This is a genomic window from Curtobacterium ammoniigenes NBRC 101786, from assembly GCF_001571045.1.
In the GTDB taxonomy this organism is placed as follows: Bacteria; Actinomycetota; Actinomycetes; order Actinomycetales; family Microbacteriaceae; genus Curtobacterium; species Curtobacterium ammoniigenes.
This window is the reverse complement of sequence record NZ_BCSV01000004.1, coordinates 244,241-269,527: the sequence shown is the minus strand read 5'-3', so window position 1 is coordinate 269,527 and position 25,287 is coordinate 244,241. Positions and strand designations below refer to the sequence as shown.

21 protein-coding genes are annotated in these 25,287 nt (G+C 69.1%); 8 read left to right on the top strand and 13 right to left on the bottom strand.

What is annotated here, in order from left to right:
• Positions 1-23 precede the first annotated feature (23 nt).
• Both CAM01S_RS10290 and CAM01S_RS10285 read left to right on the top strand, forming a co-directional pair.
• A complete protein-coding gene (locus CAM01S_RS10290) occupies positions 24-3,599 on the top strand; it encodes a TM0106 family RecB-like putative nuclease (protein ID WP_083527932.1) in 3,576 nt (1,191 codons plus the stop codon).
• 57 nt (positions 3,600-3,656) lie between these two features.
• On the top strand, positions 3,657-5,816 hold the full coding sequence (locus tag CAM01S_RS10285) for a S9 family peptidase (protein WP_066520705.1): 2,160 nt from the start codon (positions 3,657-3,659) through the stop codon (positions 5,814-5,816).
• A 21-nt stretch (positions 5,817-5,837) separates the two neighbouring features.
• On the opposite strand, the gene CAM01S_RS10280 is transcribed toward CAM01S_RS10285, so the two are convergent.
• The gene (locus CAM01S_RS10280; protein WP_066520704.1) at positions 5,838-6,884 is read right to left on the bottom strand and encodes a helix-turn-helix transcriptional regulator; all 1,047 of its coding nucleotides are present in this window, start codon (positions 6,882-6,884) and stop codon (positions 5,838-5,840) included.
• Positions 6,885-6,974: 90 nt separating this feature from the next.
• Between CAM01S_RS10280 and nagA the strand changes: the two genes are divergently transcribed.
• Entirely contained in the window at positions 6,975-8,210 is a 1,236-nt protein-coding gene (gene nagA, locus CAM01S_RS10275) for an N-acetylglucosamine-6-phosphate deacetylase (protein WP_066520703.1), read from the top strand.
• Here nagA and CAM01S_RS10270 read toward each other — a convergent pair.
• Positions 8,207-9,409, bottom strand: coding sequence for a hypothetical protein (locus CAM01S_RS10270; protein ID WP_066520702.1), 1,203 nt, complete (start codon positions 9,407-9,409; stop codon positions 8,207-8,209). The two genes, nagA and CAM01S_RS10270, sit on opposite strands and share 4 nt — an antisense overlap.
• A gap of 241 nt (positions 9,410-9,650) precedes the next feature.
• Between CAM01S_RS10270 and CAM01S_RS10265 the strand changes: the two genes are divergently transcribed.
• Positions 9,651-9,866, top strand: a complete 216-nt coding sequence (locus tag CAM01S_RS10265; RefSeq protein ID WP_066520701.1) for a hypothetical protein — start codon at positions 9,651-9,653, stop codon at positions 9,864-9,866.
• Between the two features lie 32 nt (positions 9,867-9,898).
• Here the strand turns inward: CAM01S_RS10265 and CAM01S_RS10260 are convergent, their stop codons facing one another.
• The 4 genes from CAM01S_RS10260 to CAM01S_RS10245 all read right to left on the bottom strand — a co-directional run bounded on the left by CAM01S_RS10260 (position 9,899) and on the right by CAM01S_RS10245 (position 15,739).
• Positions 9,899-13,093, bottom strand: coding sequence for a DEAD/DEAH box helicase (locus CAM01S_RS10260; protein ID WP_066520700.1), 3,195 nt, complete (start codon positions 13,091-13,093; stop codon positions 9,899-9,901).
• 16 nt (positions 13,094-13,109) lie between these two features.
• Complete coding sequence (locus CAM01S_RS10255) at positions 13,110-14,144, bottom strand: PHP domain-containing protein (RefSeq protein ID WP_066520694.1); 1,035 nt, start codon at positions 14,142-14,144, stop codon at positions 13,110-13,112.
• A 96-nt stretch (positions 14,145-14,240) separates the two neighbouring features.
• Positions 14,241-14,585: a hypothetical protein gene (locus CAM01S_RS10250; protein WP_157071510.1), complete on the bottom strand. Its 345-nt coding sequence runs from the start codon at positions 14,583-14,585 to the stop codon at positions 14,241-14,243.
• A 185-nt stretch (positions 14,586-14,770) separates the two neighbouring features.
• Positions 14,771-15,739, bottom strand: coding sequence for an LLM class F420-dependent oxidoreductase (locus CAM01S_RS10245; RefSeq protein ID WP_066520690.1), 969 nt, complete (start codon positions 15,737-15,739; stop codon positions 14,771-14,773).
• A gap of 188 nt (positions 15,740-15,927) precedes the next feature.
• Between CAM01S_RS10245 and CAM01S_RS10240 the strand changes: the two genes are divergently transcribed.
• Together CAM01S_RS10240 and CAM01S_RS10235 are read left to right on the top strand one after the other, a co-directional pair.
• Positions 15,928-16,572, top strand: coding sequence for a hypothetical protein (locus CAM01S_RS10240; protein ID WP_157071509.1), 645 nt, complete (start codon positions 15,928-15,930; stop codon positions 16,570-16,572).
• A gap of 74 nt (positions 16,573-16,646) precedes the next feature.
• A complete protein-coding gene (locus CAM01S_RS10235; protein WP_066520688.1) occupies positions 16,647-17,048 on the top strand; it encodes a DoxX family protein in 402 nt (133 codons plus the stop codon).
• A 146-nt stretch (positions 17,049-17,194) separates the two neighbouring features.
• Here the strand turns inward: CAM01S_RS10235 and CAM01S_RS10230 are convergent, their stop codons facing one another.
• Positions 17,195-18,157 (bottom strand): ADP-ribosylglycohydrolase family protein, encoded by a 963-nt coding sequence (locus CAM01S_RS10230; RefSeq protein WP_066520685.1) that lies wholly within the window; start codon positions 18,155-18,157, stop codon positions 17,195-17,197.
• A gap of 219 nt (positions 18,158-18,376) precedes the next feature.
• Here CAM01S_RS10230 and CAM01S_RS10225 point away from each other — a divergent pair, with 219 nt between their 5' ends.
• Positions 18,377-18,997: a hypothetical protein gene (locus CAM01S_RS10225; RefSeq protein WP_066520678.1), complete on the top strand. Its 621-nt coding sequence runs from the start codon at positions 18,377-18,379 to the stop codon at positions 18,995-18,997.
• Here the strand turns inward: CAM01S_RS10225 and CAM01S_RS10220 are convergent.
• Positions 18,994-20,238 (bottom strand): MFS transporter, encoded by a 1,245-nt coding sequence (locus CAM01S_RS10220; protein ID WP_066520675.1) that lies wholly within the window; start codon positions 20,236-20,238, stop codon positions 18,994-18,996. The two genes, CAM01S_RS10225 and CAM01S_RS10220, sit on opposite strands and share 4 nt — an antisense overlap.
• Before the next feature lie 110 nt (positions 20,239-20,348).
• Here CAM01S_RS10220 and CAM01S_RS10215 point away from each other — a divergent pair, with 110 nt between their 5' ends.
• Positions 20,349-20,777: a DUF6892 domain-containing protein gene (locus CAM01S_RS10215; protein WP_066520674.1), complete on the top strand. Its 429-nt coding sequence runs from the start codon at positions 20,349-20,351 to the stop codon at positions 20,775-20,777.
• A gap of 2 nt (positions 20,778-20,779) precedes the next feature.
• Here the strand turns inward: CAM01S_RS10215 and CAM01S_RS10210 are convergent, their stop codons facing one another.
• Genes CAM01S_RS10210 through CAM01S_RS10190 form a run of 5 tightly spaced genes read right to left on the bottom strand, consistent with a single transcriptional unit; the run spans position 20,780 to position 25,287 of the window.
• Complete coding sequence (locus tag CAM01S_RS10210) at positions 20,780-21,427, bottom strand: uracil-DNA glycosylase family protein (RefSeq protein WP_066520672.1); 648 nt, start codon at positions 21,425-21,427, stop codon at positions 20,780-20,782.
• Complete coding sequence (locus CAM01S_RS10205) at positions 21,427-22,590, bottom strand: Rv3169 family protein (protein ID WP_066520671.1); 1,164 nt, start codon at positions 22,588-22,590, stop codon at positions 21,427-21,429. Before CAM01S_RS10205 ends, CAM01S_RS10210 begins: the two co-directional genes overlap by 1 nt.
• Positions 22,587-23,684 (bottom strand): phosphotransferase family protein, encoded by a 1,098-nt coding sequence (locus tag CAM01S_RS10200; RefSeq protein WP_083527968.1) that lies wholly within the window; start codon positions 23,682-23,684, stop codon positions 22,587-22,589. Before CAM01S_RS10200 ends, CAM01S_RS10205 begins: the two co-directional genes overlap by 4 nt.
• Complete coding sequence (locus tag CAM01S_RS10195; RefSeq protein ID WP_066520667.1) at positions 23,684-24,466, bottom strand: enoyl-CoA hydratase/isomerase family protein; 783 nt, start codon at positions 24,464-24,466, stop codon at positions 23,684-23,686. Before CAM01S_RS10195 ends, CAM01S_RS10200 begins: the two co-directional genes overlap by 1 nt.
• A 2-nt stretch (positions 24,467-24,468) precedes the next feature.
• Positions 24,469-25,287 carry an enoyl-CoA hydratase/isomerase family protein gene (locus tag CAM01S_RS10190; RefSeq protein WP_066520665.1) on the bottom strand — a complete coding sequence of 273 codons (819 nt, stop codon included), beginning with the start codon at positions 25,285-25,287 and terminating at the stop codon, positions 24,469-24,471.

Sequence of the window (25,287 nt, the reverse complement as noted above, 5' to 3'; positions counted from 1 at the left end):
CACCAGGATTCGAGGGGCGCACCATGCAGATCACCGCAGGCGGGACCATCGTCACAAGCCCGTCCGATCTGTCGGCCTGGGCGGCGTGCGAGTGGGCCTTCCTTCGTCGTCTCGACACGAAGCTCGGCAGAGCGGATCCCATCGAGGAGCCCGCCGATGACATGCTCGCGCGCACAGCCCGGCTCGGCGACGCGCACGAATTGCGCTACCTCGAGGCGCTCGAACGCCGTATGCCCGTCGTTCGCTTCGACCGACCTGGGCCGGACGAATACGCGAGTGCTGCGTTGGCGGCGGCCGACGCGATGCGAGCCGAGGTGCCGGCGCTGTATCAGGCCACGTTCTACGACGGATCATTCGTCGGTTTCGCGGACTTCATCGTCCGAAACGGCGACGGCGCGTACGAGGTGTACGACACGAAACTCGCGAGGCACGCGAAGATCCCTGCGCTGTTGCAGCTCGCTGCCTACGCCGAGCAAATCGAGCGCTTGGCGATCCCGGTCAGCGATACGGTCCGCCTCGTGCTCGGAAACGGCGCCGAGTCTGTCCACGCTCTTCCTGACATCGCCCCGGTTTTTCGTAGGCAGCGAGATCGGCTGCGCGGAGTGCTGGCGGAGCGGCTCGACGCCACCGAACCGCTGACCTGGGCGGACCCGAGGTACACGGCGTGCGGCCGGTGTGTCATCTGCGCAACGCAGACGGAGCATCACCGTGACCTCGTCCTTGTCGCGAACATGCACCTCGACCAACGGCGCCGCCTGATCGCGGGCGGCATCCGCACGATCGATGACCTCGCCAACCATCGCGGCGATATCGCTGCGCTGCCCGCACGAACCCTCGATCACCTTCGACGACAAGCATCGCTGCAGATCGAGACGGAACGTGACCGCGCGGCGCACCCGAACGACCCGCATCGCGCGCCCCGCTTCGATCTCATCAGCGCAGACGCGCTGCGCGCGATTCCCGAGCCGGACCCCGGCGATATCTTCTTCGACTTCGAGGGCGACCCGCTCTATACGGAGGACGGGCGGACGTGGGGTCTCGACTACCTGTTCGGGCTCGTCGAGTCCGATGAAACGTTCCGGTCATTTTGGGCGCATGACATCGCCGCAGAGCGCGCTGCTCTCGAGTCGTTCCTCACCTATGTGGCCGACCGGCGCCGCTTGTTTCCGCGAATGCACATCTACCACTACGCCGCATACGAGCGAACGCATCTGCTGAGCCTCGCCGCGCGCCACGGTGTCGGGGAGGAGGCTGTCGACTCCGTGCTGCGAGAGAACGTTCTCGTGGACCTCTACCCGATCGTGCGCAAGGCGCTCCTCGTGGGCAGCCCCAGCTACTCGATCAAGAAGCTCGAGCCGCTGTACATGGGCACGGACTACCGGTCGGGCGACGTGCAGACCGCGACCGCGAGCATCCAGGCGTATGCCGACGCGGTCGAGATCCTCCGATCGGGCGACACCGCGGAGGGCGAGCGACGGCTCGCGGACATCGCCGACTACAACGAGTACGACTGCGTGTCGACCCTTCGCCTCCGCGACTGGTTGCGCGGCCTCCGTCCGAACGAGCCGGTGCAGTCCGCCCTCGACGTTTCGCCCGCAGCCGCCGGAGCGGGCGAGGCCGAGGCCGAGGCGGAGGGATTCGTTGAGCCTGAGTCGGAGCGCGCCCCGAGTGCCGTGTACGTCGCCCTGTCCGAGCGAATTGGCCACGTCGACGCCCTCCACCGGACTGCCGACGAGACCGCGATCGCCCTCGCGGCGGCCGCTATCGACTACCACCGGCGTGAGGCGAAGACCTTCTGGTGGGAACATTTCGACCGACTCCGAAATCCGGTGGACGACTGGGCGGACACGCGCGACGTCCTCGTGATCGAGCGTGCCGAGGTCACGAGGCCATGGGGCAAGCTGCCGAGGGCGCGGACGTTCTCTCGAGAGCTGCGCGTCAGCGGACGCCTCGCCCCGGGCAGCCGGATCCGGGTCGGAGGCACCCCCTACGTTGCGTACGACGCCCCGCCTCCGCCGCACCTCACGCAGGCCGGGCCCGGAACACTGGCGGCGGGCACAGCGACGGTCATCGATTGGACCGAACGCGGTGACCGCTGCGAGGTCCTGCTCAAGGAATCCGTGCGCTCCGCCGAGGACGCGCACGACGACATCCCGGTGGCGATCGCCCCCGCGGCGCCGCCCCGCGCGCATCCACAACCCGCCGCGATCGAAGAGTGGGGCGCCCGTGTCCTCGCGGCGCTGCCGACGATGCTTCCCGACCCAGCGTTTGACCTGCTCCGTCGAACGCCGCCCCGAGGGTCGCTCGCAGCAGTGCGAGATGGCGACACCGTCGCGGCCGTGACGGCGTCGGTGCTCGACCTCGACCACAGTTACCTCGCGATTCAAGGGCCACCCGGAACCGGCAAGACGTATGTCGGGTCGAACGTCGTCGCCCGACTGGTTCTGCAGCACGGCTGGAAGATCGGCGTCGCGGGTCAGTCGCACGCGGTCGTCGAGCACTTCCTCGATGCCGTCGTCCACAAGGGCGTCCCCTCCGAGCAAGTCATCAAGGGAGTGCAGAAGGGCTCGGACGAGCAGCGACGCGATGGCGCGCTCTGGACCCCAGTGTCCGGGAACGCGGAGATCAGCGCAGCGATCGCGGACGCGACCGTGACCGGACGCGGTGTCGTTGTCGGCGGCACCGCTTGGACCTTCGCGAACGAGACCGCCGTGCCGCGCCAGGCTCTCGACCTGCTCGTGATCGACGAGGCGGGTCAGTTCTCGCTCGCGCCGACGATCGCCGCATCCGTGTCCGCACGTCGTCTTCTGCTCCTCGGAGACCCGCAGCAACTCCCGCAGGTCTCGCAGGGAGCGCACCCCGAACCCGTCGACCAATCTGCGCTCGGTTGGCTTGCGGACGGCCACGATGTCCTTCCATCGGCATTCGGATACTTCCTCGCCGAGACGCACCGCATGCATCCCGCGCTCACAACGGCCGTCTCAGACCTCTCGTACTCCGGCATGCTCCGCTCGCGCGCGCCGGAGCGGAGGCTCGTCGGTGTCGACCCCGGCGTGCATGTCGTGCCAGTCGAACACGTCGGCAACACGACAGCGTCGCCGGAAGAAGCGGCGCGCGTCGTCCAGATCGCGCAGGACCTCCTCGGTCGTGCCTGGACAGCCGGAGGAACGACGCGGCCGCTCGACGACGCGGACATCATCGTCGTCGCGCCGTACAACGCACAGACCGCGATCATCCGGCGTGCCCTCGACGCAGCAGGTCTGCGGAACACGCAGGTGGGCACCGTCGACATGTTCCAGGGTCGGGAGGCTGTGGTCGCCATCGTCTCGCTCGCCGCGTCGTCCGCCGCCGGCATTCCCCGCGGACTCGATTTCCTCCTCATGCCGAACCGGCTCAACGTGGCGATCTCGCGCGCCCAGTGGGCTGCATTCATCGTGCATTCGCCCGCGCTCACCGCGGCGCTGCCGACATCCGTCGCACAGCTCGGGCTCCTGTCGCGGTTCATCGGCGTGCTCTCGCCCCATCGCCCAATAACGACGGCAACGATGGCTGAGCCGCCGGGCATACCCTCGATGGCTGAGCCGCCGGGCATGCCCTGAAGGCTGAGCCGCCGGGCATACCCTGAAGGCTGAGCCGCCGGGCATACCCTGAAGGCGATGACTCCGTTCTCGTCGCTCGACGCATACATCCGCGTTCCCCGAATCACCGGCCTCGCGCTCAGCGCCGACGGCGCACGGCTTGTCGCCACCGTCCAAGAGCCGGACGCCAAACTCGCCAAATACGTGACGGCGCTCTGGGAACTCGATCCAACCGGTCGATCAGAGCCCCGTCGGATCACCCACTCCGAGGAAGGCGAACAGGCGCCGGCGTTCGAACCGGACGGCAGCCTCCTGTTCATCTCAGCGCGACCTGATCCCCGTGCTGCGGACGACGCGAAGGAGGCCGGCCTCTGGCGCCTCCCGCGAACAGGTGAACCCACGTGCATCGCGACGCTTCCCGGTGGAATCAGCGGCCCGGTCGTCACGCCGAGCGGTGTCACCGTCGTCAGCGGCTCGCAGCTCGTGGGATCCACGGACATCGCCGACGACGCGGCGCGACGAAAGGCCCGCGCCGATCGCGGCATCACGGCGATCCTCCACGACGGTATGCCCATCCGCTTCTGGGACCACGAACTCGGCGATACCGAGACGCACCTCTACGTCATCGGTGCAGACGGCCCGCGGGACATCACCCCCGATGTTGCCCAGCAGCTTCGGAACCCGGACTTCGACGTCGCCGGTGACGGAAGCTTCGCCCTCGCACGCCTCTCGCGGCGCGGCCGCCGAGGGACGACGCACGGTGTCATCGCCCGGATCGAACTCGCCGACGCACGGACGACGGTCCTCGTCGACCGCCCCGGCGCCCATGCGTCACACCCGCGTATCGCACCAGACGGACGGCACGCCATCGTCGGCTTCTTCCGCCCAGGTTCCTACGACACGCCCCATCAGGATTGGCTGGAGATCGTTCCGCTCAAATCGGGAGCGCATTCCGCCGCGCGGGACGTCAGCGACGTCAGCCTCAGCAGCGATCGCAGTGAGGCAGCCGGCACCGGCCCAGCAGTCCGTGTCGAGCTCGGTGACCTCGACTGGACCGACGCTATCTGGTCCGCCGACGGCGAGACCGTCTTCGTGACGGGGGATCTGCACGGCCGGGGAGCCGTCGTCGCCGTCGACCCCAGGACCGGCGACATCCTGCGGACCATCGCCGACGATGCCGTCTACAGTCATCCGATCGCCCACCCCGACGGGAGCGTGCTCTTCGCGCTCCGAACCGCAATGGATTCGCCCGCAACGCCGGTCCGCATCGACCTTTCGAACGGTGGCAAGGCAGCTGCCGAGGCGGAGGCCGATCCAGTGCGGATCGACACGATCCCGGCACCCGGTCGCATCGACACCCTGCCCGGGACGGTGCGCCGGGTCGCAGCTACCCTTGATGGCGTCGACGTCCCCGGATGGCTCGTTCTCCCCGAAAGTGCGGACCGTGCGGCGAGCACGGATGGCGCGCCCGCACCCGCATCGGCGACCGTGCCCGTGATGGTCTGGGTACACGGCGGACCCTTCTCGAGCTGGAACGCGTGGTCCTGGCGCTGGAACCCGTGGCTCGCCGTCGAGCGCGGGTATGCCGTGCTCCTTCCGGACCCGGCGCTCTCCACGGGGTACGGCCAGGAGGTCATCGACCGCGCATGGCCCCACCGTGCCGACGTGGTCTGGCACGAGATCGAAGGTCTCCTCGACAGCGTCCTGGACGACCCGAGCCTCCCGCTCGACCGAGACCGGGTTGCGCTCCTCGGCGCCAGTTTCGGCGGATACATGACCAACTGGATAGCCGGCCACACCGACCGGTTCCGTTGCATCGTCACGCATGCCGGGCTCTGGTCGCTCGACCAACAGCACGACACCACGGACGCGGCCGAGAACAAGAACGCGATCTTCGGAACCGAAGCCGAGCACCCCGACTGGTACGCGGCGAACTCACCCGACCGGACCGCCCACCGCATCACCACTCCAATGCTGCTGGTGCACGGGAATCGTGACTATCGGGTTCCGATCTCGGAAGCGCTCCGCGCATGGTGGGATCTCGTGTCCGGATTCGACGGAGAGCCTGCGCACATGCCACACCGATTCCTGCAACTCACCGGCGAGAACCACTGGGTGATGACGCCCTCGAATGCGCGCGTCTGGAATGAGACCGTGTTCGCGTTCTGCGATCAGCACACTCTCGGAGGCGCGCCGCTCACGAACCGTATCGGGATCACTGAAGCGCCGGGTGACTGAGTCGTCGAACGCCTCCGCGGGTTACCAGTGCCTGCGGATCGTGTCGCTCGGGTACTCGTCGTACTTGCCCACATAGTCTCCGGCGAACCGGCCCATGTGCCGGAAGCCGCACGTGCGCGCCACCTCGGCGACCGTCTCGCCCGCATTCGCCCGCCGGAGCGCCAGGCGGCACTTGGCGAGGCGAAGCTCGTGCAGGTAATGCATCGGGCCGGCGCCGGTCTCGCCGAGGAAGGCCTGCTGCAGCGTCCGTACGCTCACGCCCGCTGCTTCGGCGACGTCCGCGACGGTCAGCGGCCTGGCGTACTGCGCGAGCATCGCGTCCTTCGCCCGATTCACCGCCGAATGCCCGGTGCCGTCGAGCGAATCGCGGAAGGGTGCGAACGCGCGCAAGATGGTCTCTCCGAGCTCGACATCGAGCGCACTCCGGCGCTGCCCATCCGTCGAAGCACAGAGCAGCGCTGGCACGACTCGGCACAGTGCGGTTCGGAGCGCGGCGATGGCGTCCGCATCGACCATGACCGGAAGCGACAGCGACTCCGGCGGCTCTCCGGTCATCAGCGCGGCGACATCCTCGAGGAACCCGGCGTCGATATGCACGAACTGCATGGTTCCGGAGGGAGCGGAGACCCGGACCGCGCGCCCGAGCGGCAGCATGATCGGCACTCCGCGGTCGACCGCGACCGTTCCGAACGCGTCGTCGTCGACGGTGAACGTGTGCTGATTCGACCATCCGAGAATGTATTGCCGGAGGCCTCGCGGCGATCCACTGCGCGTGGCGGCGATGGAGGAGGATCGGAGCGTCACGCGATCGTCGCCCGTCACACGGTACGAGTACGCGAAGTCGTCCATGATCGGTTCGAATCGCACGTGCGTCGACTCGTACGCCTCGGCATACATCGCTGCGGCAGCCTCGGGATCCGATCCGTGGATCTCCGTGCTCACGACCGTCGATTCGCGCGGCCTGCGCGCTCCTTCGTCGGCGTCCATGTCGATCCGGTGCCGCGGTGCGTCCGGTGGTGCATCGACCGCGGTTGTGCGCGCGCGGGCGCGCTCGTCGAATGCCTGCATCGCAAGCCCCCTTGGGTTCCTGATCCCAGCGCCGGTGAAGCGCTACCGACCACGGTACGCCCCGAACGTCGGCCACTATCCTCGGCATCGATGACCCATTCCGAATCGCCCGCGCTGACGCCGCCGTTCCGGCAGCTTCCGGACCGATATGCCGTGCTTGCGCGCTCAACGCCCGCGTCAGCAACGGAATCCGAGGGCGACGCCCAAGACCGGTGGGTCCGCGATTCGCCGTGGATCGTTGTCGACGGCGGAACGGTGGCCGCCGCCGGAAGTGGGGCGCTGCCGGAAGCGTACTCGAGCCTCCCGACATGGCGTGCGGCCGGTGTCGTTCTCCCCGGCTTCGTGGACCAGCATGTGCATGGCGCCGCGGGCGCGGATTTCAGCACGGCGAGCACGACCGAGATCGCTCGCGCGGTGGAAACGCTCCAGCACGGCGGCACCACGTCGATGCTGGCGAGCATTGCAACGGGTCGTCCAGAGGACACCCTCGAGGCGATCGCGCGGCTCTCCACCGCGGTCGACGAGGGCGATATCGTCGGCCTGCATCTCGAGGGGCCGTGGATTGCCCCGTCGCGCCGCGGCGCGCATGCGGCTGACCTGCTCCGCGATCCCGACCGGGCGGAGATCGACCACGTTCTGGAGGCTGCGGGTGGCCGCCTGCGCATGGTCACCATTGCGCCGGAACTCCCGGGGGCGCTCGACGCCATCGACCGGTTCGTCGCGGCCGGCGTCGTGGTCGCGATCGGACACACCGACGCGGATGCCGCCACGGTCGAGTCGGCCATCGATCACGGCGCGAGCGTGGTCACACACGTGTTCAACGCGATGCCGCCGCTCCACCATCGCGCTCCGGGACCCGTCGGTGTGGCGCTCACCGACACGCGGCTAACGCTCGAATGCATCGTCGACGGACAGCACCTCGATGATCGCGTCGTCGAGCTGCTTCGCAGGACGGCGGGAGGACGCCTCACGCTCGTGTCGGACGCGATGGCTGCGACCGGGCTGACCGACGGTCGCTACGAGATCGCCGGCTCCGCGGTCACCGTATCGGGCGGCGTTGCGCGCACCGATGCGGACGGTGCGCTTGCCGGCAGCACGACCACGCTCGCCGGAGCCGTGATGCGACTGCGAGCTGCTGGCGCCTCGTTCACCGAGATCGCACGGGCCTCGTCGCAAACGGCATCCTCGACGCTTGGGCTGGGCGCCCCGCTCTCCGACGGGGCGCCCGCTGACTTCGTCGTCATTGATCCGAGCACGGCTGCGGTTCGCGCGACGGTGCGCCGCGGCAAGCTTGTCTCTCGCCGCGATGCCGCACGCTCCACCTAGCCGAGTGAGATCGCCGGAATCTTGTAGGTATTGGCACCGGTCAGGGTGATGGTTCCAAAGGCGCCGGGAATCGTATTCGTAACGACGAACGGATCCCCAGACGCGAGGGCCGCGGGGCCGGAGAACCCATTCGGGTATTTAACCGATACGCGTTCGGTATTGGAAAAAGCCAAGGTTACGGAACCATTGAAAGGGACAGCGGCAACGGCGGGTAGCACGCCCGCGAGCATTGACGTGGAGCCCCGATTTGCGGCGATGGTCGGGCCGATGAAGCCCGGGGCGGCAATGGTGACCTGTGAATTGCCGTAGTAGGGGGGAACCGCGGTGAATGATCCGTCGATTGGGTTGACCGTAGCGGTGACGACATCACTCGAATTGTGCGAGTCGACCATTGTCACGGTCGGAGGGTAGGGCGTGCCAACGACGCGGCCGGAAATGCCCGCGGACTCTGGGGTGTAGAAGATGCGACAGGCGGGCATCTCGATGTATCCCGTGTACTGCGTCACCGTTGCACTGATTGGCGCGTGAAGCGGCGAGCTGACGGTCACGGTGCTCGTCGCTCCCGCGGACACCTGGACAGGGAGCGCGAATGTTCCGTCAGCGGTCGTCGTCACGGTCGCCGGGCCGGTGCCGGCCGTGTCGTACTCAACGGACAGTGTTGTCCCGGCCGGTCCTTCGGCGTGTCCGGTCAGCGTGACGGGCGCCGTTCCGTGCTCCACCCAATCCGGGGCGTCGAACGCGAGCGCCAGCGGGACCACAGTGATCGTCCGAGTGTCCGTTGCCGAGCCCGTGGTTGCTGTGATCGCGAGTGTTCCCGGAGCCGTCAGCTGAAGGTTCGTGGGTTGCGCCTGCCCCGCGTCATTCGTGACGCCACTTCCTTGCCCGGATCCCCCGGGGAAGGAACCGACGGAGGTGGGGTCGACTGCGAACAGGACGGCCTCACCCACGAGCGGTACCCCAGAGACGGTCTTCACGGTCACCACGATTTGGCTGTTGATGTCGGATGTCACTGGCGCGGACGCGGGAGCCGCAAGAGTGAGGGTGGTTCCGGCTGACGCGGCGGCGGCGGGCGCCGCCAGACTCAGCGCTACGGCGGGAGCTGCGATGGCGGCCGCAGACAGGGCGGTGCGCCTCGTCACGGGCTGTGCCAGTGTCGCGCTCAGGGCGCTATCGCCGTCGTTCGCTTCGTGGTCGTTCATCTCGCTCCTTCGTTCAACCCCCAACGTTGCTGCGAGCGAAGCACGCTCCGGGCCGTCCCCAGCGATGAAACGACTGTGGCAGGGAGCGTTCGACGAAATGCTCACCCGCCAAATCACACCTCCGCTGCACGCCGGATGGTCCTTTCTCGATCGGGACTCGAGGGACGCCGCGAGGCGGCGGAACCGCTCATGGTGCAGCGGAGTCCGGCGTGGCCCTGACACGCCGGGTAGCGTCGACACCATGAGCGATCAGAACAATCACGAGGAGACGGCCCTCGAGCGCAGCGAACATGCGATCGAGGACGCCAAGGAGGCTGCCGCCCACTACCACGCGACCGATCGCGAGAGCGTCATGGCCGACGACGGGCAGAGCGCCGAGCGTGACGCCGAACTCGACGACGTCGCGGCGAACGAGCCCGATCCGCAAGGCCCCGACGGCGGGGCCCCAGCTGCCTGAACGCTGTTCCCGCAGCGAACGCACGTCTGCTCCTACTCGAGCAGCGCACGCACATCCGCGGCGGTGAGCGCCCCGGCGAACAGCTGATCGTCGTCGATCATGGCGTCGAACAGGGCCGCCTTCTGAGTCGCTAGCGCGAGCACTTTCTCTTCGATCGTGTTCTCTGCAATCAGGCGGATCACGGTCACCGGGTTCCGCTGACCGATCCGATGAGCGCGATCGACCGCTTGATTCTCGGCCGCCGGATTCCACCACGGGTCGAGCACGAAGACGGTGTCGGCTTCGGTGAGGTTGAGGCCGAACCCGCCGGCTTTCAGCGAGATGAGGAACGCGGTCGCGGTGCCGTTTCGGAATCGGTCGACTACTCGCTGCCGCTGCCGAGTGGCGCCGTCGAGGTATTCGTAGGACAGGCCGCGCTCATCGAGCGCGTCGCCGACGAGCCGGAGGAACGACGTGAACTGGCTGAAGACCAGCGCGCGGCGGCCTTCGGATGCGAGCTGCGCGAGCTCATCGAGCAGCACGTCGAGCTTGGCACTCGGGATCTCGGCGTCCGCTTCCGACACGAGGGCCGGCGACAGCGCGAGCATCCGTAAGAGTGTCAGCGACCGGAAGACGGTCATCCGGTGTCGATCGAGGTCGTCGACGAGATCGAGGAGCTTCAGCCGCTCTCGGTTGAGCGTTCGGTCGTACCGTTCTCGATGCGTGGGATCGAGATCGAGACGGAGCACCTGCTCCTGCTTCTCCGGGAGGTCGGTTGCGACTGCGGCTTTCGTCCGTCGAAGCATGAGCGGTCGAATTCGACGACGCAGGCGATCCGTGCGCGCCTGCCGCGCCTCTGGGGTCAGGTCGTCGGAGGCAAGCGGCTTGACGTAGTCGTCGGTGAACCGGGTGAGCGTCGACAGCAGACCCGGGGCGACGATCGCGAAGAGCGACCAGAGGTCGGTGAGGCCGTTCTCGAGGGGGGTCCCTGTGAGCGCGATCTTCGTCTGTGCCGGCACTGCGACGGCAGAGCGGTGCGATTGCGAGCCCGGGTTCTTCACGAACTGTGCCTCGTCGAGCACGAGTGCGCGCCACGTCACCGCCTGATACTCGGACGCGTCCAAGCGCAACAGGGCGTAGGAGGTCACCACGATGTCGGCGGCCACGGCTGCGGTCGCCACCAGGTCGTGCTGCTTCAGCGTCGTCGCCGTGATCGCCGCGACGCGGAGCCACGGGACGAAGCGACGTGCCTCACTCGCCCAGTTGGACACCACCGAGGTCGGCGCGACAACCAGGAAGGGCGCGCGGTCCTCGGGGTTCCGCTCGCGCAGCCCGGCGATCCACGCGAGCACCTGGACCGTTTTGCCGAGCCCCATGTCGTCGGCGAGCACACCGCCGAGCCCATGCTCGGCGAGGAACGTGAGCCACGCGTAGCCGTCGCGCTGATAGGGGCGGAGGGTCGTGGTGAGTCCGGCGGGCACCGCCGGTTCCGGGATGGCGGCTTCCGGGTCGGTGAACGCGAGAAGTCCGCTCGCGAGCGCACGCCAGCGGTCGTCGGCATCGCTTTCCGCGGCGAGCTGGTCGAACTCGGACCACAGCCCGACCTGTTCCGGTCGGAGCCGGATCGGAGCGTTCGGCTCCCATTCCGCGAGCGATCGTGCTTCCTCGATGAGGTCGCGCAGCCGGTCGAACATCGGGTTGGTCAGCGCCACCGACGAGTTGTCGATGAGCTTCAGGCGCTTCCGCCCGCTCGCGAGCGCGGTCATGACATCGACGAACGGCACCATCCGCCCCTGCACGGTGACCACGAACGACAGGTCGAACCAGTCGCGGTGCACCGATTCGACCGTCGTGAGGTGCAGGGTCGGCAGCTCCGTGAGATGTTCGATCGCCGGGCGCTCACCGCGCACGACCACCCGGAACGCTTCGTGCTGCCGCAGGAGCGGCAATGTCTCTTCGGCGAACTCGATCGCGTCGTCATCGGCGAGGACGGCGTCCGCGAACCACGGCGCCGATTCGGGAGGCTCTGGCAGCGTCGCTGCGTCGGGCGTCGGAGCATGCATGGAGACGGGGTCGCGGCGGCCGTCGACATGCCAGCGCCACTCCAGGCGGATGCGTTCGTCCGGTAGGAACTCGACGGTCAGCACGAGCTCGGGTGTGCCGACGCCGGGAAGTGCGAGCGACCCGTCGGTGCTCACGAGCCCTGATCCGGCGCCCAGGCGCTCCGACCAGTCGGCGACGAACTCCTCGGCGCCCTCGGCGGGGACGATGACCCGCTCGCGAGCCGTCAGCATCCGGCGCTGGCCCTCCGGGATCGGCGCGACGGCGGGCGCCAGCTGCACACGCGCCTCCGGCTGGTCTCGCCACGTGTATAGCCCGTGGTCACCGATGACACCGACGCGTCCGGCAGGGGCGACCCGACCATCGAGGACCGCGGTCGTCCGCACCGTGACCGACCCGGCTCCGTCGCGGGTCGCGTCGAGCAGCACCCGTGCCTCCGTCCCGACGTGGACGAGCCCCGCGGTCTTTCCGAGGACGAACGGGATCGCCAGTTCCTCCGCGCGGTGGAGGAGCGGCCAGAGCAGCGGCGACGCGAAGTCGTCGAGGTGCAGCCAATCAGACTCCGCCGGGATACCGGTGATCGCGCCGGAACGGTGCAGCGCCGCGAACTGCATGAACCACGCGTGCTGCGTCGGACGGAGACCCAGCCGATGCATCGAGTACGGCAGCGATGCCCAGGTGAGCTGTCCACGCACCCAATTGCCGTTCGCGCTGCGCACCAGCGGCCGGACACCGAGCTTGGTCGTCCGACGGACGTCGCGTACTTCGAACTGCAGCGCGAGCGGAACGGTCTGGGTCGGCGCGTCGGGGTCGGCGTCCGCGAGGAGGCGAGCGAGTTCCGCCCGCCAGTCCCGAGGATCGGGAGCGTCGACCGTCGACCGCACGGCCTGCGCGTTCATCGTAAGGAGCACCGCGGCGGCATGCTTGCACGCCGACCCGATCGGGCAGGTGCACCCGGAAGCCACCGGGCGGAGGGTGTCGTGAGCAGTCGGCCGGAGCGTGATCCGAACGGCGTACGGTGCCGCTGCGGTTCCGGCGACCCGCGCGGTGACGAGCTGCAGCGCCGGATCGAAGGCGAACCCGCTGACGAGGCCCTGGCGAACGATGTCCCGGGCGCGGGCGAACGCCTGCGGGCCGACGGACCGCACGATGTCGATCGCGTCAATTCGTGGCGCGGGTCCGGTCATGACTCCATCGTCGCAGTTACCGCCGACGGGCTGCCCACGTACGCACCTCGTCGAGCGGCCAGGTCGTCACGATCCGCTCCGCCGGAACGCCGAGGTCTGCGGCGCGCGCCATGCCATCGCGGACGAAGTCGAGATGGCCGGGTGCGTGAGCGTCGCTGTCGACACTGAACAGACATCCGATGTCGAGCGCGAGTTCGACGAGATCGTCCGGCGGGTCCTGCCGCTCAGGGCGGCTGTTGATCTCGACAGCAACCCCCGCCTCCGCACACGCCTCGAATACCGCCGGGGCATCGAACGCGGACTGCGGTCGCGGTGCACGCGCGCCGGCGACGAGTCTCCCGGTGCAATGCGCCAAGACGTTGACGTGCGGGTCCTCGATGGCGCCGAGCATCCGCGCCGTGATCGCGTCGGCAGGTGCCCGCAGCTTCGAATGGACGCTGGCCACGACGATGTCGAGCGCATCGAGCAATGTCTCGGACCCGTCGAGTGAACCGTCCTCGAGGATGTCGACCTCGATCCCGCGGAGCACCGCGATATCGTTCCGTGCTTCGTCCACATCGGCGATCTGGCTGATCTGCTCAGACCGCCGATCGGGCGAGAGACCGTTCGCGATCGACAGTCCTTCGGAGTGGTCCGTGATCGCGATCCACTCGCGCCCGAGCGCTGCGGCCGCCTCGACCATCGACTCCAGTGAGGTCGTACCGTCGCTCCACTCCGTGTGCGTGTGCAGGTCGCCGCGAATTCGAGCCGTACGAGCCAGTGCTCGTGCGGACGTCAGCCCGTCCGGCATCGGCTCGCGTCGATTCGCCCTCAGGGTGACGAGGTACTGCGGGACCCGGTTCTGCAACGCTTCAGCGATGACCTCGGCGCTGCGCGAGCCGACACCCTTGACGCGCTCGATCGTGCCGGACGCGACACGCGCCTCCAGATGGGCAGGATCCAGGCCGGCGATTGCCCCGGCCGCCGTACGGAACGCTCGCACCTTGAATGCAGGCGCGAGATCGCGCTCGAGCCAGAACGCGATCTCGGACAGCGCAGCATGGGCATCCATGCGGCCCATCCTGCTCCGACGCGCCCGGAGGCTCGGTGAGGGCCCGGAAGGCTCGGTGAGCGCCCGGGAGGCTCGGTGAGCGCCCGCCGGTCGCCGTCACCGATGCGCGTACGGCGCCCAGAACGGCGGCGGGACCGCGCCATGCGTGAGGATCACGAGTGTCTGATACGCGAGCATGGCCAGACCGATGCCGCCGATGGCGATGCCGAAGACGCCAGCGAACCGGCCGGCGCTCCGACGGCGGGTGATCACGACCGTGCGCCACCCGGTGAGCACCGCGATCACCCCGAAGATCGCGCCGAAGACGACATGGGCCAAGGTGCCCGCCGCCGGGATGATCAGCCCGTTGTAGAACGCGACGCAGGCGACCACCACGGCGATGGTGCCCGGCAATGCCGGCGGCTCCTGCTCTCTCCGACGCGCGCGACCCGTCCTCGCCATGTCGCTACCGTATCGGCGCTCGGCGCCGTGGGGTGGGAGCGCAGCGCCGTGAGCGTCGTCGGATGCGGGGGTCAGCTCGACGGAACTCCCGTGCCCGAACCGCGGGCCTGCGCGCTCGAACAGCAGGCCGCGCGCTCCCGAACAGCAGGCTGCGCGCTCCCGAACAGCGGAACCCGCGCGCTCGATTACCTGAGCGCGCGGAGACGCTCCAGGAGCGGCTCGGCCGCTTCATCGAGGAAGCGGTCCTGGCCCTCGTCGCCGACCTGCACGAGCGCGATATCGGTGAAGCCCGCGTCGAGGAACGGCCGAACGCTCTCGGCAATCGCATCGAGGTCGGGGCCGCACGCAATCGACTCTGCCACGTCCTCCGGGCGTACGAACTGGCTCGCGCTGTCGAACGACGCGGTTGTGGGAAGGTCGGCGTTGACGTGCCATCCGCCACCGAACCACCGGAACAGCCGATGCGCCCGTTCGATCGCAGCGTCCTTGTCAGGGTCCCAGCAGATCGGAATCTGCCCGATCTTCCGCGACGCGCCATCGTGATGCGCGTCCCACCCGGTGACGAGGTCAGCGACCGGGTCAGTGGTGATCATGTGATCGCCGAGTGGCGCGAACCGACGAATGCCGACCGGCCCAGAAACGGCGATCCCGATCGGAACGCCGTCGTCGGGGACGTCCCACAGCTTCGCCTGATCGACCCGGAAGTGGTTGCCCTCCCAGGTCACGGTGTCGCCGGTGAACAGTGCGCGAATGATCTGCACGGCTTCCTCGAGCATGTCCTGACGTTCGCCAACGGCGGGCCAGCGCTCTCCGACGACATGCTCGTTCAGGTTCTCGCCCGCCCCGAGACCGAGCGTGAACCGGCCCTCGGACAGCAACGAGAGCGTCGCGGCCTTCTGCGCGACCACGGCCGGGTGATACCGAATCGTCGGGCACGTCACATACGTCATGAGTTCGACGGTGCTGGTCGCGTGCGCGACAGCGCCGAGCATCGTCCAGGCGTACGGCGCGTGACCCATGCTGTCGAGCCATGGGAAGTAGTGGTCGCTGGAGACCTCGAAGTCGAACCCGACCGCCTCCGCCTTCTCGGCATAGCGGACGAGCTCACGTGGGCCGCTCTGTTCGGTCATGAGCGTGTAGCCGAAGTTCGTCATGCGCCCCGTCTACGCTCGATCGCCTGTGCGAGATGCGGGCGCGCCTGGGAGCATCGTCACGAACTGCCAGACCAGGCGTCGATCCCGGGCCCGACACGCGCTACAACGTGGGGTAGCGCACCTGCGGCCCGCGCTGCCATGCTCGCAATCGTCGACGATGAGGGATCGTCGCGAGCGAGAGGCGCCCGATGCCCGTCAACGAACAACCGCCACGGAATGCGCTGGGCCCAGTGCGCTGGATCATTCCGGTCATCGCGCTGGTCATAGCGATCGCGCGCTCCGTTCTCGTGTTCGGTCGGGGCGCCCGGGACGGGGACCTCGGGATCATGATCGGCGTGTTCGTCATCGGAATCGCACTCGTTGTCCTCGTGATTGTCATGCTGACTCGCCCGAGCCGCCGGCTCGTCGCGGCGCAGGCCGACCGAGAGCCCGCTGGCGTATTCGCGCAATCGTTGCGGTCCGCGCGGATGGTCCCGGCGCTGTCTGCGCTGGGAGTGCCGCGTCGGACGGACCTGCCGTCGTACCTCGTTGTCGGCGTCGCACCGTCCGGAATCTCGGTCTGGAGCACGAAGGACGAACGACTGCTCGTCACGGTGCCGTGGGAGCACGTCCTTACTGTCGGCTACGGCGCTACCTCGAACCGATTCGCGTTCACCACGGATCTGACGGGAGTTGTCCAAGACGTATCAGTCGACGTTCGCGGCAGGCGCTTCCTCGGCCTCTGGGGAGACACAGGGCCGGTCGTCACCAGCATGGTCACGGCGGCGCAAGCGTTTCTCCCTGCGCCGGAGGCCCGTGGTCCGCTGCTCGCGCAGGCCCGCGACCCCGAGTAACAGCCACTCAGGGTTGCGACCCCGAGTGAGACCCGCTCAGGCGACCGGCAGCCGCGCGGTGTTGCGTAGCCGATATGAGCAGAACATCGAACTCCTCGCCGTCGAACGCGCGCCGGTTCGCCCGAATCAGCCTCGGGTCTGCGCTCGCGGGCGCGGGCGTCAGTCATCTGACGGTTGCGCGCGAGGAGTTCCAAGCGCAGGTTCCTGAGTTCGTCCCGACGAGCAAGGACACGACGGTGGTCCTGTCGGGCGTTGCAGAGATCGTGCTCGGACTGCTGCTGGTCTTCGCGCGCAAGCGGCGTCGGAGCATTGGCGCGCTCGCGGCGCTGTTCTTCATCGCCGTGTTCCCCGGCAACGTGTCCCAGTTCATCCACCAGCGCTCCGCGTTCGGGCTCGACTCGGACACGAAGCGATTCGGGCGACTGTTCTTCCAGCCCGTTCTCGTCGCCGTCGCGTACTGGTCGACCCGGCGCTGATCGAGTCGGCGCCCACGGGCCCGGCCCCGATCGACTGGCGCTGACCGGGCCGGCACGGATCGACCTGGCGCTGACCGGGCCTGGCGCTTGTCGACCCGGCGCCGACCAAGCCCCCGCGGCTCACCCGGCCGCACGGCCGGACCGGATCAGGCCCGCTCGTTGCGCCGAATCTCGGGGACGCGCTCGAGCGCGCGCTCCGTCAGGGTCTGCAGCCACTCGAGCCGTTTGCCAGGCCATCCGTGGACCAGGAGCGTCCAGCGCTCCGGGAGGGCCGACGCGCCGTGCACCGCGCCGCCGAGCGCTCCAGCGATGGTTGCGACCGTGTCGGTGTCGTTCCCGCCGCGCACCGCGCGCTCGATCACGTCGACCAGATCGGACCCGCGGACGACCGCTGCGATGGCGCCTTGGATCGCCCCGACGACCCACCGGTTGCGATCGGTGAAGTCTTCCGGTTGCGACTGCTCGGCTTCCTCGATGCGGTCGAGCCAGATCGTCCGGCGATCTTTCGCGAGCAGCGGGATCCCAGCGCGGAGTTCAAGTGAGCCGCGGCGAACAGTACTGCGGATCGCCGCCGACCAGAGCGTGCAGGCGTCTCCGGCGTCCTCGTCGACGTGTGTGAGCTCGCTGATGCGGCGCGCGGCGTCCGCAAGGGGCCGCTTCTGCCCGTCGCCGAGGAACGCGAGCGCGATCGGTGCGGTTCTCATCAGGGAGCCGTTCCCGCCCGAACGCCCTCGCTCTGCGTGGACGGCGGCGGCGGCGGCCCGAGCGGCGTCCTCCGTGTTCGCGGTCAGTCGGCCGAAGACCGCAGCCGTCTGACGGCCGATGGTCGCGCCATCCTGCGCCCAGTCCGCCCACTCCGCGACGATGCGCCCGAGCGTCGACGGATCGTCAAGCGGGTGGCCGGACGCGATCGACTCCAGGATGGGAATCATCATGCTGGTGTCGTCGGTCCATTCCCCGGGCGCCCACTCGGCGTTGCCACCGCCGCGCATGGTGATCGGCTCGTCCGCAGGGAGCGGGGGTCCGAACTCGTACCCGGCTCCCAATGCGTCACCGCATGCGCTCGCCAAGATCACACCGAGCGCACGGTCGTGGACGGTCGTCTCCACGGGTCTCCCTTCGACGCAAGCAACGCTACCGTCGGGCTCGATGACCATGCGTCAATCCACAGGATGAGTCGACCGGAGCCGCGATGGCGGCTGCATTCCCACGACACGGCGAGGAACGGTGGAGGTTCTTCGGAGCAACCGTCTTTACTGTCATTGCGCACTCCGGGCACCCCAGTCCGGGCCAATTCGCCCTCAGGGGCCGCCGACGGAAAGGACTCCATGCGCCGCGCCGCAATCGTGATGACCTCGGTGTTCGGCGCTGGTCTGCTCGCCGCGGTGGCGGGAGTCGTGGTCCTCGTCGTGCTCGCGATTCACTCATTCGGCGGCCTCGTCGGGTCGAGTGCGACCCCGAACGCCGTCACCTGCCCGACCGCGTCGACGCAGGTCGTCGACCGGATCCCGGTTCCGGCCGGTCCGGTCGGCGGCTATTGCCAGGATCGTCTCGAGAACGCCGCCGCCGTCATCGCCGCCGCCCGTGCGATGGGGATCGGACCGCACACGCAGACCGTCGGGGTCATGACGGCGATCGGCGAGTCCGGTCTGGTCAACCTCAGCCATGGCGACAGTGCCGGTCCGGATAGCAGAGGCCTCTTCCAACAGCGGGCGAACGGCGCGTGGGGCACGCTCGCCGACCGGATGGATCCGTACACGGCGGCGACGATGTTCTTCCGGAAGCTCGTCTCCCTTCCCGGCTGGAAGACGATGACGCCCACGGAAGCGGCGCACGCCGTCCAGGTCAACGCTGATCCAAATCACTACGCCCAGTACTGGTCGGTGGCGAAGACGGTGGTTCAGGGACTGACCGGCGAGCAGGTCCCGGACGTCGCACCCGCGGGCTAGCGGAACCGCCGACCCACCCGCTCCGGCGACGTTCCCAGGGTCAGGGTTGCCGCGACGGCCGACGCCGCGACGAGACCGATCAGCCCGATCATCATTGCCGTCCAGCCGCTGCCGGCGAAGACGACCCCGGAGAGCCACCCGACGAGGCTCGAGCCGAGGTAATAGGCGAGGTTGTAGATCGACGCCGCCTGAGCGCGCCCGACCGGAGCGCGTGCGGCCGTCCACCCCGACGCGACCGCGTGCGCGCCGAAGAATCCGACCGTCAGGATGACGAGACCTGCGAGGATCGTCAGCAGCCACGGCGTCATGAGCAGCAGCAGCCCCACGATCATCGTTCCCGCCGCCGCGAGCAGCACCGGCAGTCGCGATCGGCGCGCGGCGAGCGCACCGGCCGCGCCCGACGACCATGTGCCCGCAAGGTAGGCGAGGAAGAACAGCGCGGCGACCGACGCGGGCACCTCGTACGGGCGCGCTTCGACGCGAAATGCGAGGTAGTTGTACACGCTCACGAAGGCGCCCATGAGCGCGAACCCCTGCAGGTACAGGACGAGCATCGGTGCAGTGGAAAGCGCGCGAACCCGCGCTCGCAGTGAAGCGTCGGCTCCTGTTGGCGACGGCATCTCGCGCCGACGTCGTCGTTCGCCGGGGGCCTCCGTGCTCGGAGCGAGCACCACGAACGCGACCGCGGCGAGGCCGCAGAGCGCTTCGACGGCTCCGACGCCGACGCGCCACCCCAAGACGGCCCCGACGGGTGCGGCGAGCAGTCGTCCGGCCATGCCGCCGATGGTGGTGCCGGCGACGTATGTGCCGGCCGCGCGCGGCGCGTCCGACGGATGGACCGCCTCCTGCAGATAGGTCAGCGCAAGGGCCGGCGTGCCGCCGAGCGCGCCGCCCTGGAGGAATCGAACGACGAGGACGCCCGAGTAGTCCGGCCAGAGGGTCGACGTCACCCCGAGCACGAGCGCCGCGAGCAGCGAGATCCGCATCGCGGGGAGACGTCCGATCCGGTCCGCGACCCATGACCACGGCAATACCCCAGCGGCCAGCCCGATTGTGGCAGCGGAGATGAGGAGCGCCGACTGGTCGGGGCTGATGCGGAGCGCGTTCGCCGCCTCCGTGAGGACCCCTTGCGGGGCGTAGAGCTGCGCGAACATTGCGATTCCGACGGCAAGGAGCGCCGCTTGCAGCCGGCGGTAGGCGGCAGTGCCGCGGGCGTGCCCGTCCCGTCCGCCATCGCTCATCGGCCCCGATCGTATCCGCGGAGCGGTGCGCGGGTGCGACGGGAGCCGGGCCGGATGCGAGGGCCAGCAGCGTGATGACTCTCAGGGTCTGGAGGAATACCATCCCGGGCATGACCGACGTCTCGAACGCAACCGAGGAGCCTTACGACTTCGCGGACTTCAACGCGAAGCTGCTCGTCCTCGACGTGCTGTGCTTCGACCTCGACGTCCTCGACCCGTACGAGCCGGACGAGTACGACGAAAGCGATGAGGACGAGGACGTCGAAGGGCAGGATGCGGCCGCCCGCGACTACTACGACGATCTCGACGTGCTGCCCTCGCAGCTGAGTCTCATCACCGAGCTCACGGTCGACTCGACGCTTGAGATCTACCAGGACGTGCATCCCGGCTGGGAGGGCGACGACGATCGATACGACCCGCAGAACTGGGACGACATCCTCACGCTTCCGGCGCTGGAGACGGTGTACATCGCGGCACCGCTCCCGGCACACGTCGACCAGGCGTTGCGCGAGCGCGGGATCTCGGTCGAGACGCAGTAGCGTCACCGGCCCTTCTGGTCGTCCGGTGGTGTGTTCAGGGCGGCGAGTTGCTCGGTGAACTGGCGCGTGCCTCCCTGGGCGGGATGCCGGATGGCGATCGCGGCGATCCCTGCAGCGACGAGCGCCCCTTCGGCTTTCCGGCCGACGGCGATGAACCGTTCGATGCCGAGGGCGGCGGCGAGCGCCCCGACCGCGTCAGCGCCCGACCGAACCTCCGAAGGCCGCGGAGTGCGGTTCGACAGGCGGTTCCCGTCCACGAACGGGTGATGCGGGAACACCGGCCAGGACACCGGCAGCGGCCCGGTCCACGACGCGAGCGCCGCCCAGACGACGCGGGAAGACGCCTCCCAGAGCGCGGTGGGCTCCGGTGGTGCCGCAAAGCCGTCGCCGTCGACCGCGCCGGTGACCATGCCGGGCCGAGCGGTCAGCTCCCGCACGCTCATGAACGGGATCCCGGTGTTCGTCATCCCTCGCCAGCCCGGCGCCTCCGCGAGGAGCATGGTGTCGGTGCCCTGCTCCATCAGGAGCTGGAGGTATCGCTCCAGGTTCGCGCGTCGGCGTCGGCCCGCGGGATCCGGTTGATACAGCGCTTCCGCATCGTCTGCGACGGGAACTGCATCGATGGCGGCCCAGAAACTGGCGAGGTCCATCACGCGCCTCCACTCGGCGCCGCGGATTGCTTGTCGGACGGCTCGAGTGCGTCCGCCTTCGGCTCGAGCGCGTCCGCCTTCGGCACGAGCGCGTCCGCCTTCGGCTCGAGCGTCGCCCGGTAGGCGTACCGCGCGCTCCGGGTCTGAGCGAATTCGATGATGCCCGAGCCGGCGACGGCAGTGCCGTCCGCGTGCCGCCCGGTGAACCGGACAGCGCGGTCGGTCAGCGGGGTGTCGAGCAGCCTCGGGCCGACCGATCCGTCGAGCGGGTAGACGTCTGCCTCGACGTGGGCGCGCCCGCGGTCGGCGCCGTGCGCGCCTCCGTAGCCGCCGCCGCTCATGTAGCCGCCTCGCATGCCGACCGTCGCGTCGAGCTGCAGGGTCAGTCCGGAGGCTGTGGTCACCGCGAGCGATCCGCCGACGAGATCCTGCAGAGCGTCGAACCGGAGGTTGTGGCGCACGTCGACGATGTCGTCGATCCGGCCGTCCGCGTGGACGATCCCGCCGTCGGTGAGCACCGCGTGACCGTCTCGACCGATGACGTGGAGCGCGGCGACGCTGCAGGTCGGGAAGTGTGCGACGACCCAGAGGTGCAGACCGTGGCCACCGTGCAGCGTGCGTGTTCCGCGGGAGCGGTCTCGGGCGCTCGGCCAGCCGCTGACGTCGACCCGGTGTCCGTCGATGTCGATCCGGCCGGAGACCATGCCGGACTGCACGAGGTGGTCGAATCGGGCGGTCTCCTCGGCGTCCCTGTGCACGGTGAGCGGGGCGGACCACGGGTCGAGGCGGCGATGCCAGTCGAGCTCGAACCGGACGCCGCTCGGATTGTCGTCGAGGCGAACCTGCCAGTGGCGCATCGGCACCACGGTCGTCCAGTGCAGTGAGCCGACCTGCGCCGCGGGATTGCCGCCGGGAACGCTTCGGCTCGCGGTCTCGCGGACGTCCGCGAGCGTCGTCGAGAGCCGGAGGTTGCGCTGCTCGCCGTCGAGCACGGCGAGCACGAACCCATCGGCGACGCCTCGTGCTGGATACACCCCGCCGCCGATGTGCAGTGTCGGTGCGGACGCGTCAGCCGGGTGGAGATTCACGATGAACCGGTCGAACCATCCGTCGGGGACATCGGTCGTGCCGATGGCGATCGCATCGTCGGCGAATCCGGTCATGCCGCGATCCCCGCACGTCGGTTCGCCGCGTCGAGGAACCGCGTGACGTGCGTGTCGTCGTCGTAATACGGATCGGCGCTCGTTCGCGCGGAGTACGCGTAGAGCGCCGCGAGCTTCCAGGCGGCGAGGACCGTGAACCATTCCAACGGGCCGGGCGCATGTCCGGCAGCGGCTTCGTATCGCTCCAGCAACGCGGCGCGCGACGGCCAGCCCTGCTCGGCGAGCGCAGCGTCGAGCGCGTGGATCGGCAGTGGAGGCTCGCCGGGGTCGGGTGTGCAGAGGAGCATCCACGCGAGATCGATGCGCGGATCGCCGATGGTCGCGAGCTCCCAGTCGAGGATGGCCGCGATGCGTCCCGGTGATGAGGGATCGAACATGATGTTGCCGAGGCGGTAGTCGCCGTGCACGATGCGTCGTTCGCCGGCCGCGGGCGCGTGGGCGAGCAGCCAATCGTGCGCCGGACGGAACCGGCCCTCGACCTCGCCATCGTCGGTCTGGACCAGGCGGGCGAGACGTTCGACGAGCCTCCGGTTCGGACCGGTCTGCCCCGGGTCGGATCCATCCCGCGGCCCCGCGTGCGCACGGCCGTCGGCGCTGCTCGCCGACCCCGGACCGCCTCGCCTGGCGCGCTCGGGATCGACCGCGTGGAGCGTGGCGAGTGCGTCCGCCATCGCCAGCCCGCACCGGAGGCGCGTCGCAGGATCCGCGAGCGCGTCCGGTGTCGCGGTGGTCACCACGACCCCCGGGACGTATGTCTCGACGAAGCAGGCGACGGGCAGCGGCGCGCCGCCGTCGTTCAGCGGGTCTGCGGTGGCGAGGACCCGCGGCACGGGAACGGTTGTGCCCGCCAGGGCCTGGATGAAGCGTGCCTCTCGGAGGACGTCGTACGAACCGGAGCCGTGGTCCGGTGGTCGTCGCAGCACGACACGACGACCGGATTCCACGCCCGTGATGACGAACGTCAGGTTCGAGTGGCCGTCGCCAATCGCGGCTGCCGTGAATGGTTCGTCGAGGATCCCGCGCGCCCGCAGAAACGCACCGAGCGCGGCGGTGTCGCCGAGCGCCTCCGGGAGCGGCGGCGAGTCGGCGTGCATCACGCGGGTTCTCCCGCGGTGGCGAGGCGGAGGGCGCGCTCGAGGTCGAGGATCGCGGCGAACGATGGCACCTCGATCGCACGGTGCAGCAGCATCTTCTCGAGTCGGACCTCGGCCGGGTCGCGCTGCGCGATGGTGCGGGCGAGCGTCAGCGCTTCCGCGTCGAGCCGATCGTCGTCGACCATCCGGTTCGCGAGTCCGGTGCGAACCGCCTCGGCGCCGTCCATCGTCCGGCCGGTATAGGCGAATTCGGCGGCAACGCCGGGCCCGATGAGTCGGGGGAGCTGATACGAGGTGCCGAGCTCGCCCGCCGACAGCCCCATGCGGATGAACGCGGCGCTCAGTCGGGTCGATGGGGTAACGAGGCGAATGTCGGCCGCCAGGGCCAGCGCGAGGCCGCCTCCAACTGCGGCGCCCTGCACCGCCGCGATCACGGGGAATGGGAGGCTCCGGAGCGCTTGGATCCCGTTGGTCGCCGTCTCCTGGAACTGCAGAAAGTCGCGCACGCCCATGGCGGCGATCACATCGATCTCGCCCAGGTCGAACCCGGCGGAGAACGCGAGATCACCGGTTCCCGTGATGACGAGCGCGCGCACGGCGCTCCCGCTGAGCTGCCGGGCGGCGATCCCGAACTCGGCGAACATCCGCACGGTCTGCGCGTTCCGACGGTCGGGTCGGTCGAGACGGAGCACGGCGACTCCATCGGCGTGGTGCTCGATCCGCAGTGTGGTGAGCTCGCGGTCGTCCGCGGCGGGCGCGGTGGGGACGTGGCGGTCGGGCATGGTCAGTTCCCGACGAATCGCGCGGTGCGCTTCTCGCGGAAGGCCTGGATCGCCTCCACCATGTCGGCAGTGCGGGTGAGCAGCGCCTGCCCGCGGTTCTCGAGCTCGATCGCGGCGGAGAATGAGGCGGCTTCCATGTTCGCCTGCAGCGCGCGCTTCGACAGCTGCACGCCTCCGGGAGCGTTCGCCATGATCGCGTCCGCCATCCGAAGCGACGCCGCGAGGAGGTCCCCCTGCTCCTCCTCGATGACGGCGTTGACGAGGCCGATATTCGCTGCCTCTGCCGCGTCGACGAAGCGCCCGGTGAAGCAGAGCTCCGCCGCACGGCCGGGCCCGATGAGACGGGTCAGCGTCCACGACGTGCCAAGGTCGCCTGCGGAGAGGCCGACTCGGACGAATGCTGCGCTGAACCGTGCCTTCGCTGCGGCAAGACGGATGTCGGCGATGAGCGCGAGCGCCAGACCGCCCCCGGCGGCGTCGCCATTGACGGCGGCGATCACAGGAATGCGAAGTGCACGCCACGCCAGCATGGCGTCAGCGGCGCGGTCTTGCAGACGCAGCATCCCGAGCGGTCCCGCTTCGGTCAGCATTTCTGCCTGCCGAAGGTCAAACCCTGAGCAGAACGCGGGGCCGGTGCCGGTGAGGATGACGATGCGAGCGTCGTCATCGCGACCGATGTCCATCGCAAGTCCGTGGAGCACGTCGAACATCTCGATCGTGAGCGCGTTCCGCGTGTCCGGCCGGTCGATGCGGATCTGGATCACGCCCGGCTGTGGCTCGGTGACGATGATGCCCTCTGAGCCCCGCTGCGACCAGTCCAT

Coding starts and splice junctions, on each gene's coding strand:
- CAM01S_RS10290 (WP_083527932.1), top strand. CDS start 24: ATGCAGATCACCGCAGGCGGGACCATCGTCACAAGCCCGTCCGATCTG.
- CAM01S_RS10285 (WP_066520705.1), top strand. CDS start 3,657: ATGACTCCGTTCTCGTCGCTCGACGCATACATCCGCGTTCCCCGAATC.
- CAM01S_RS10280 (WP_066520704.1), bottom strand. CDS start 6,884: ATGCAGGCATTCGACGAGCGCGCCCGCGCGCGCACAACCGCGGTCGAT.
- nagA (WP_066520703.1), top strand. CDS start 6,975: ATGACCCATTCCGAATCGCCCGCGCTGACGCCGCCGTTCCGGCAGCTT.
- CAM01S_RS10270 (WP_066520702.1), bottom strand. CDS start 9,409: ATGAACGACCACGAAGCGAACGACGGCGATAGCGCCCTGAGCGCGACA.
- CAM01S_RS10265 (WP_066520701.1), top strand. CDS start 9,651: ATGAGCGATCAGAACAATCACGAGGAGACGGCCCTCGAGCGCAGCGAA.
- CAM01S_RS10260 (WP_066520700.1), bottom strand. CDS start 13,093: ATGACCGGACCCGCGCCACGAATTGACGCGATCGACATCGTGCGGTCC.
- CAM01S_RS10255 (WP_066520694.1), bottom strand. CDS start 14,144: ATGGATGCCCATGCTGCGCTGTCCGAGATCGCGTTCTGGCTCGAGCGC.
- CAM01S_RS10250 (WP_157071510.1), bottom strand. CDS start 14,585: ATGGCGAGGACGGGTCGCGCGCGTCGGAGAGAGCAGGAGCCGCCGGCA.
- CAM01S_RS10245 (WP_066520690.1), bottom strand. CDS start 15,739: ATGACGAACTTCGGCTACACGCTCATGACCGAACAGAGCGGCCCACGT.
- CAM01S_RS10240 (WP_157071509.1), top strand. CDS start 15,928: ATGCCCGTCAACGAACAACCGCCACGGAATGCGCTGGGCCCAGTGCGC.
- CAM01S_RS10235 (WP_066520688.1), top strand. CDS start 16,647: ATGAGCAGAACATCGAACTCCTCGCCGTCGAACGCGCGCCGGTTCGCC.
- CAM01S_RS10225 (WP_066520678.1), top strand. CDS start 18,377: ATGCGCCGCGCCGCAATCGTGATGACCTCGGTGTTCGGCGCTGGTCTG.
- CAM01S_RS10220 (WP_066520675.1), bottom strand. CDS start 20,238: ATGAGCGATGGCGGACGGGACGGGCACGCCCGCGGCACTGCCGCCTAC.
- CAM01S_RS10215 (WP_066520674.1), top strand. CDS start 20,349: ATGACCGACGTCTCGAACGCAACCGAGGAGCCTTACGACTTCGCGGAC.
- CAM01S_RS10210 (WP_066520672.1), bottom strand. CDS start 21,427: ATGGACCTCGCCAGTTTCTGGGCCGCCATCGATGCAGTTCCCGTCGCA.
- CAM01S_RS10205 (WP_066520671.1), bottom strand. CDS start 22,590: ATGACCGGATTCGCCGACGATGCGATCGCCATCGGCACGACCGATGTC.
- CAM01S_RS10200 (WP_083527968.1), bottom strand. CDS start 23,684: ATGCACGCCGACTCGCCGCCGCTCCCGGAGGCGCTCGGCGACACCGCC.
- CAM01S_RS10195 (WP_066520667.1), bottom strand. CDS start 24,466: ATGCCCGACCGCCACGTCCCCACCGCGCCCGCCGCGGACGACCGCGAG.
- CAM01S_RS10190 (WP_066520665.1), bottom strand. CDS start 25,287: ATGGACTGGTCGCAGCGGGGCTCAGAGGGCATCATCGTCACCGAGCCA.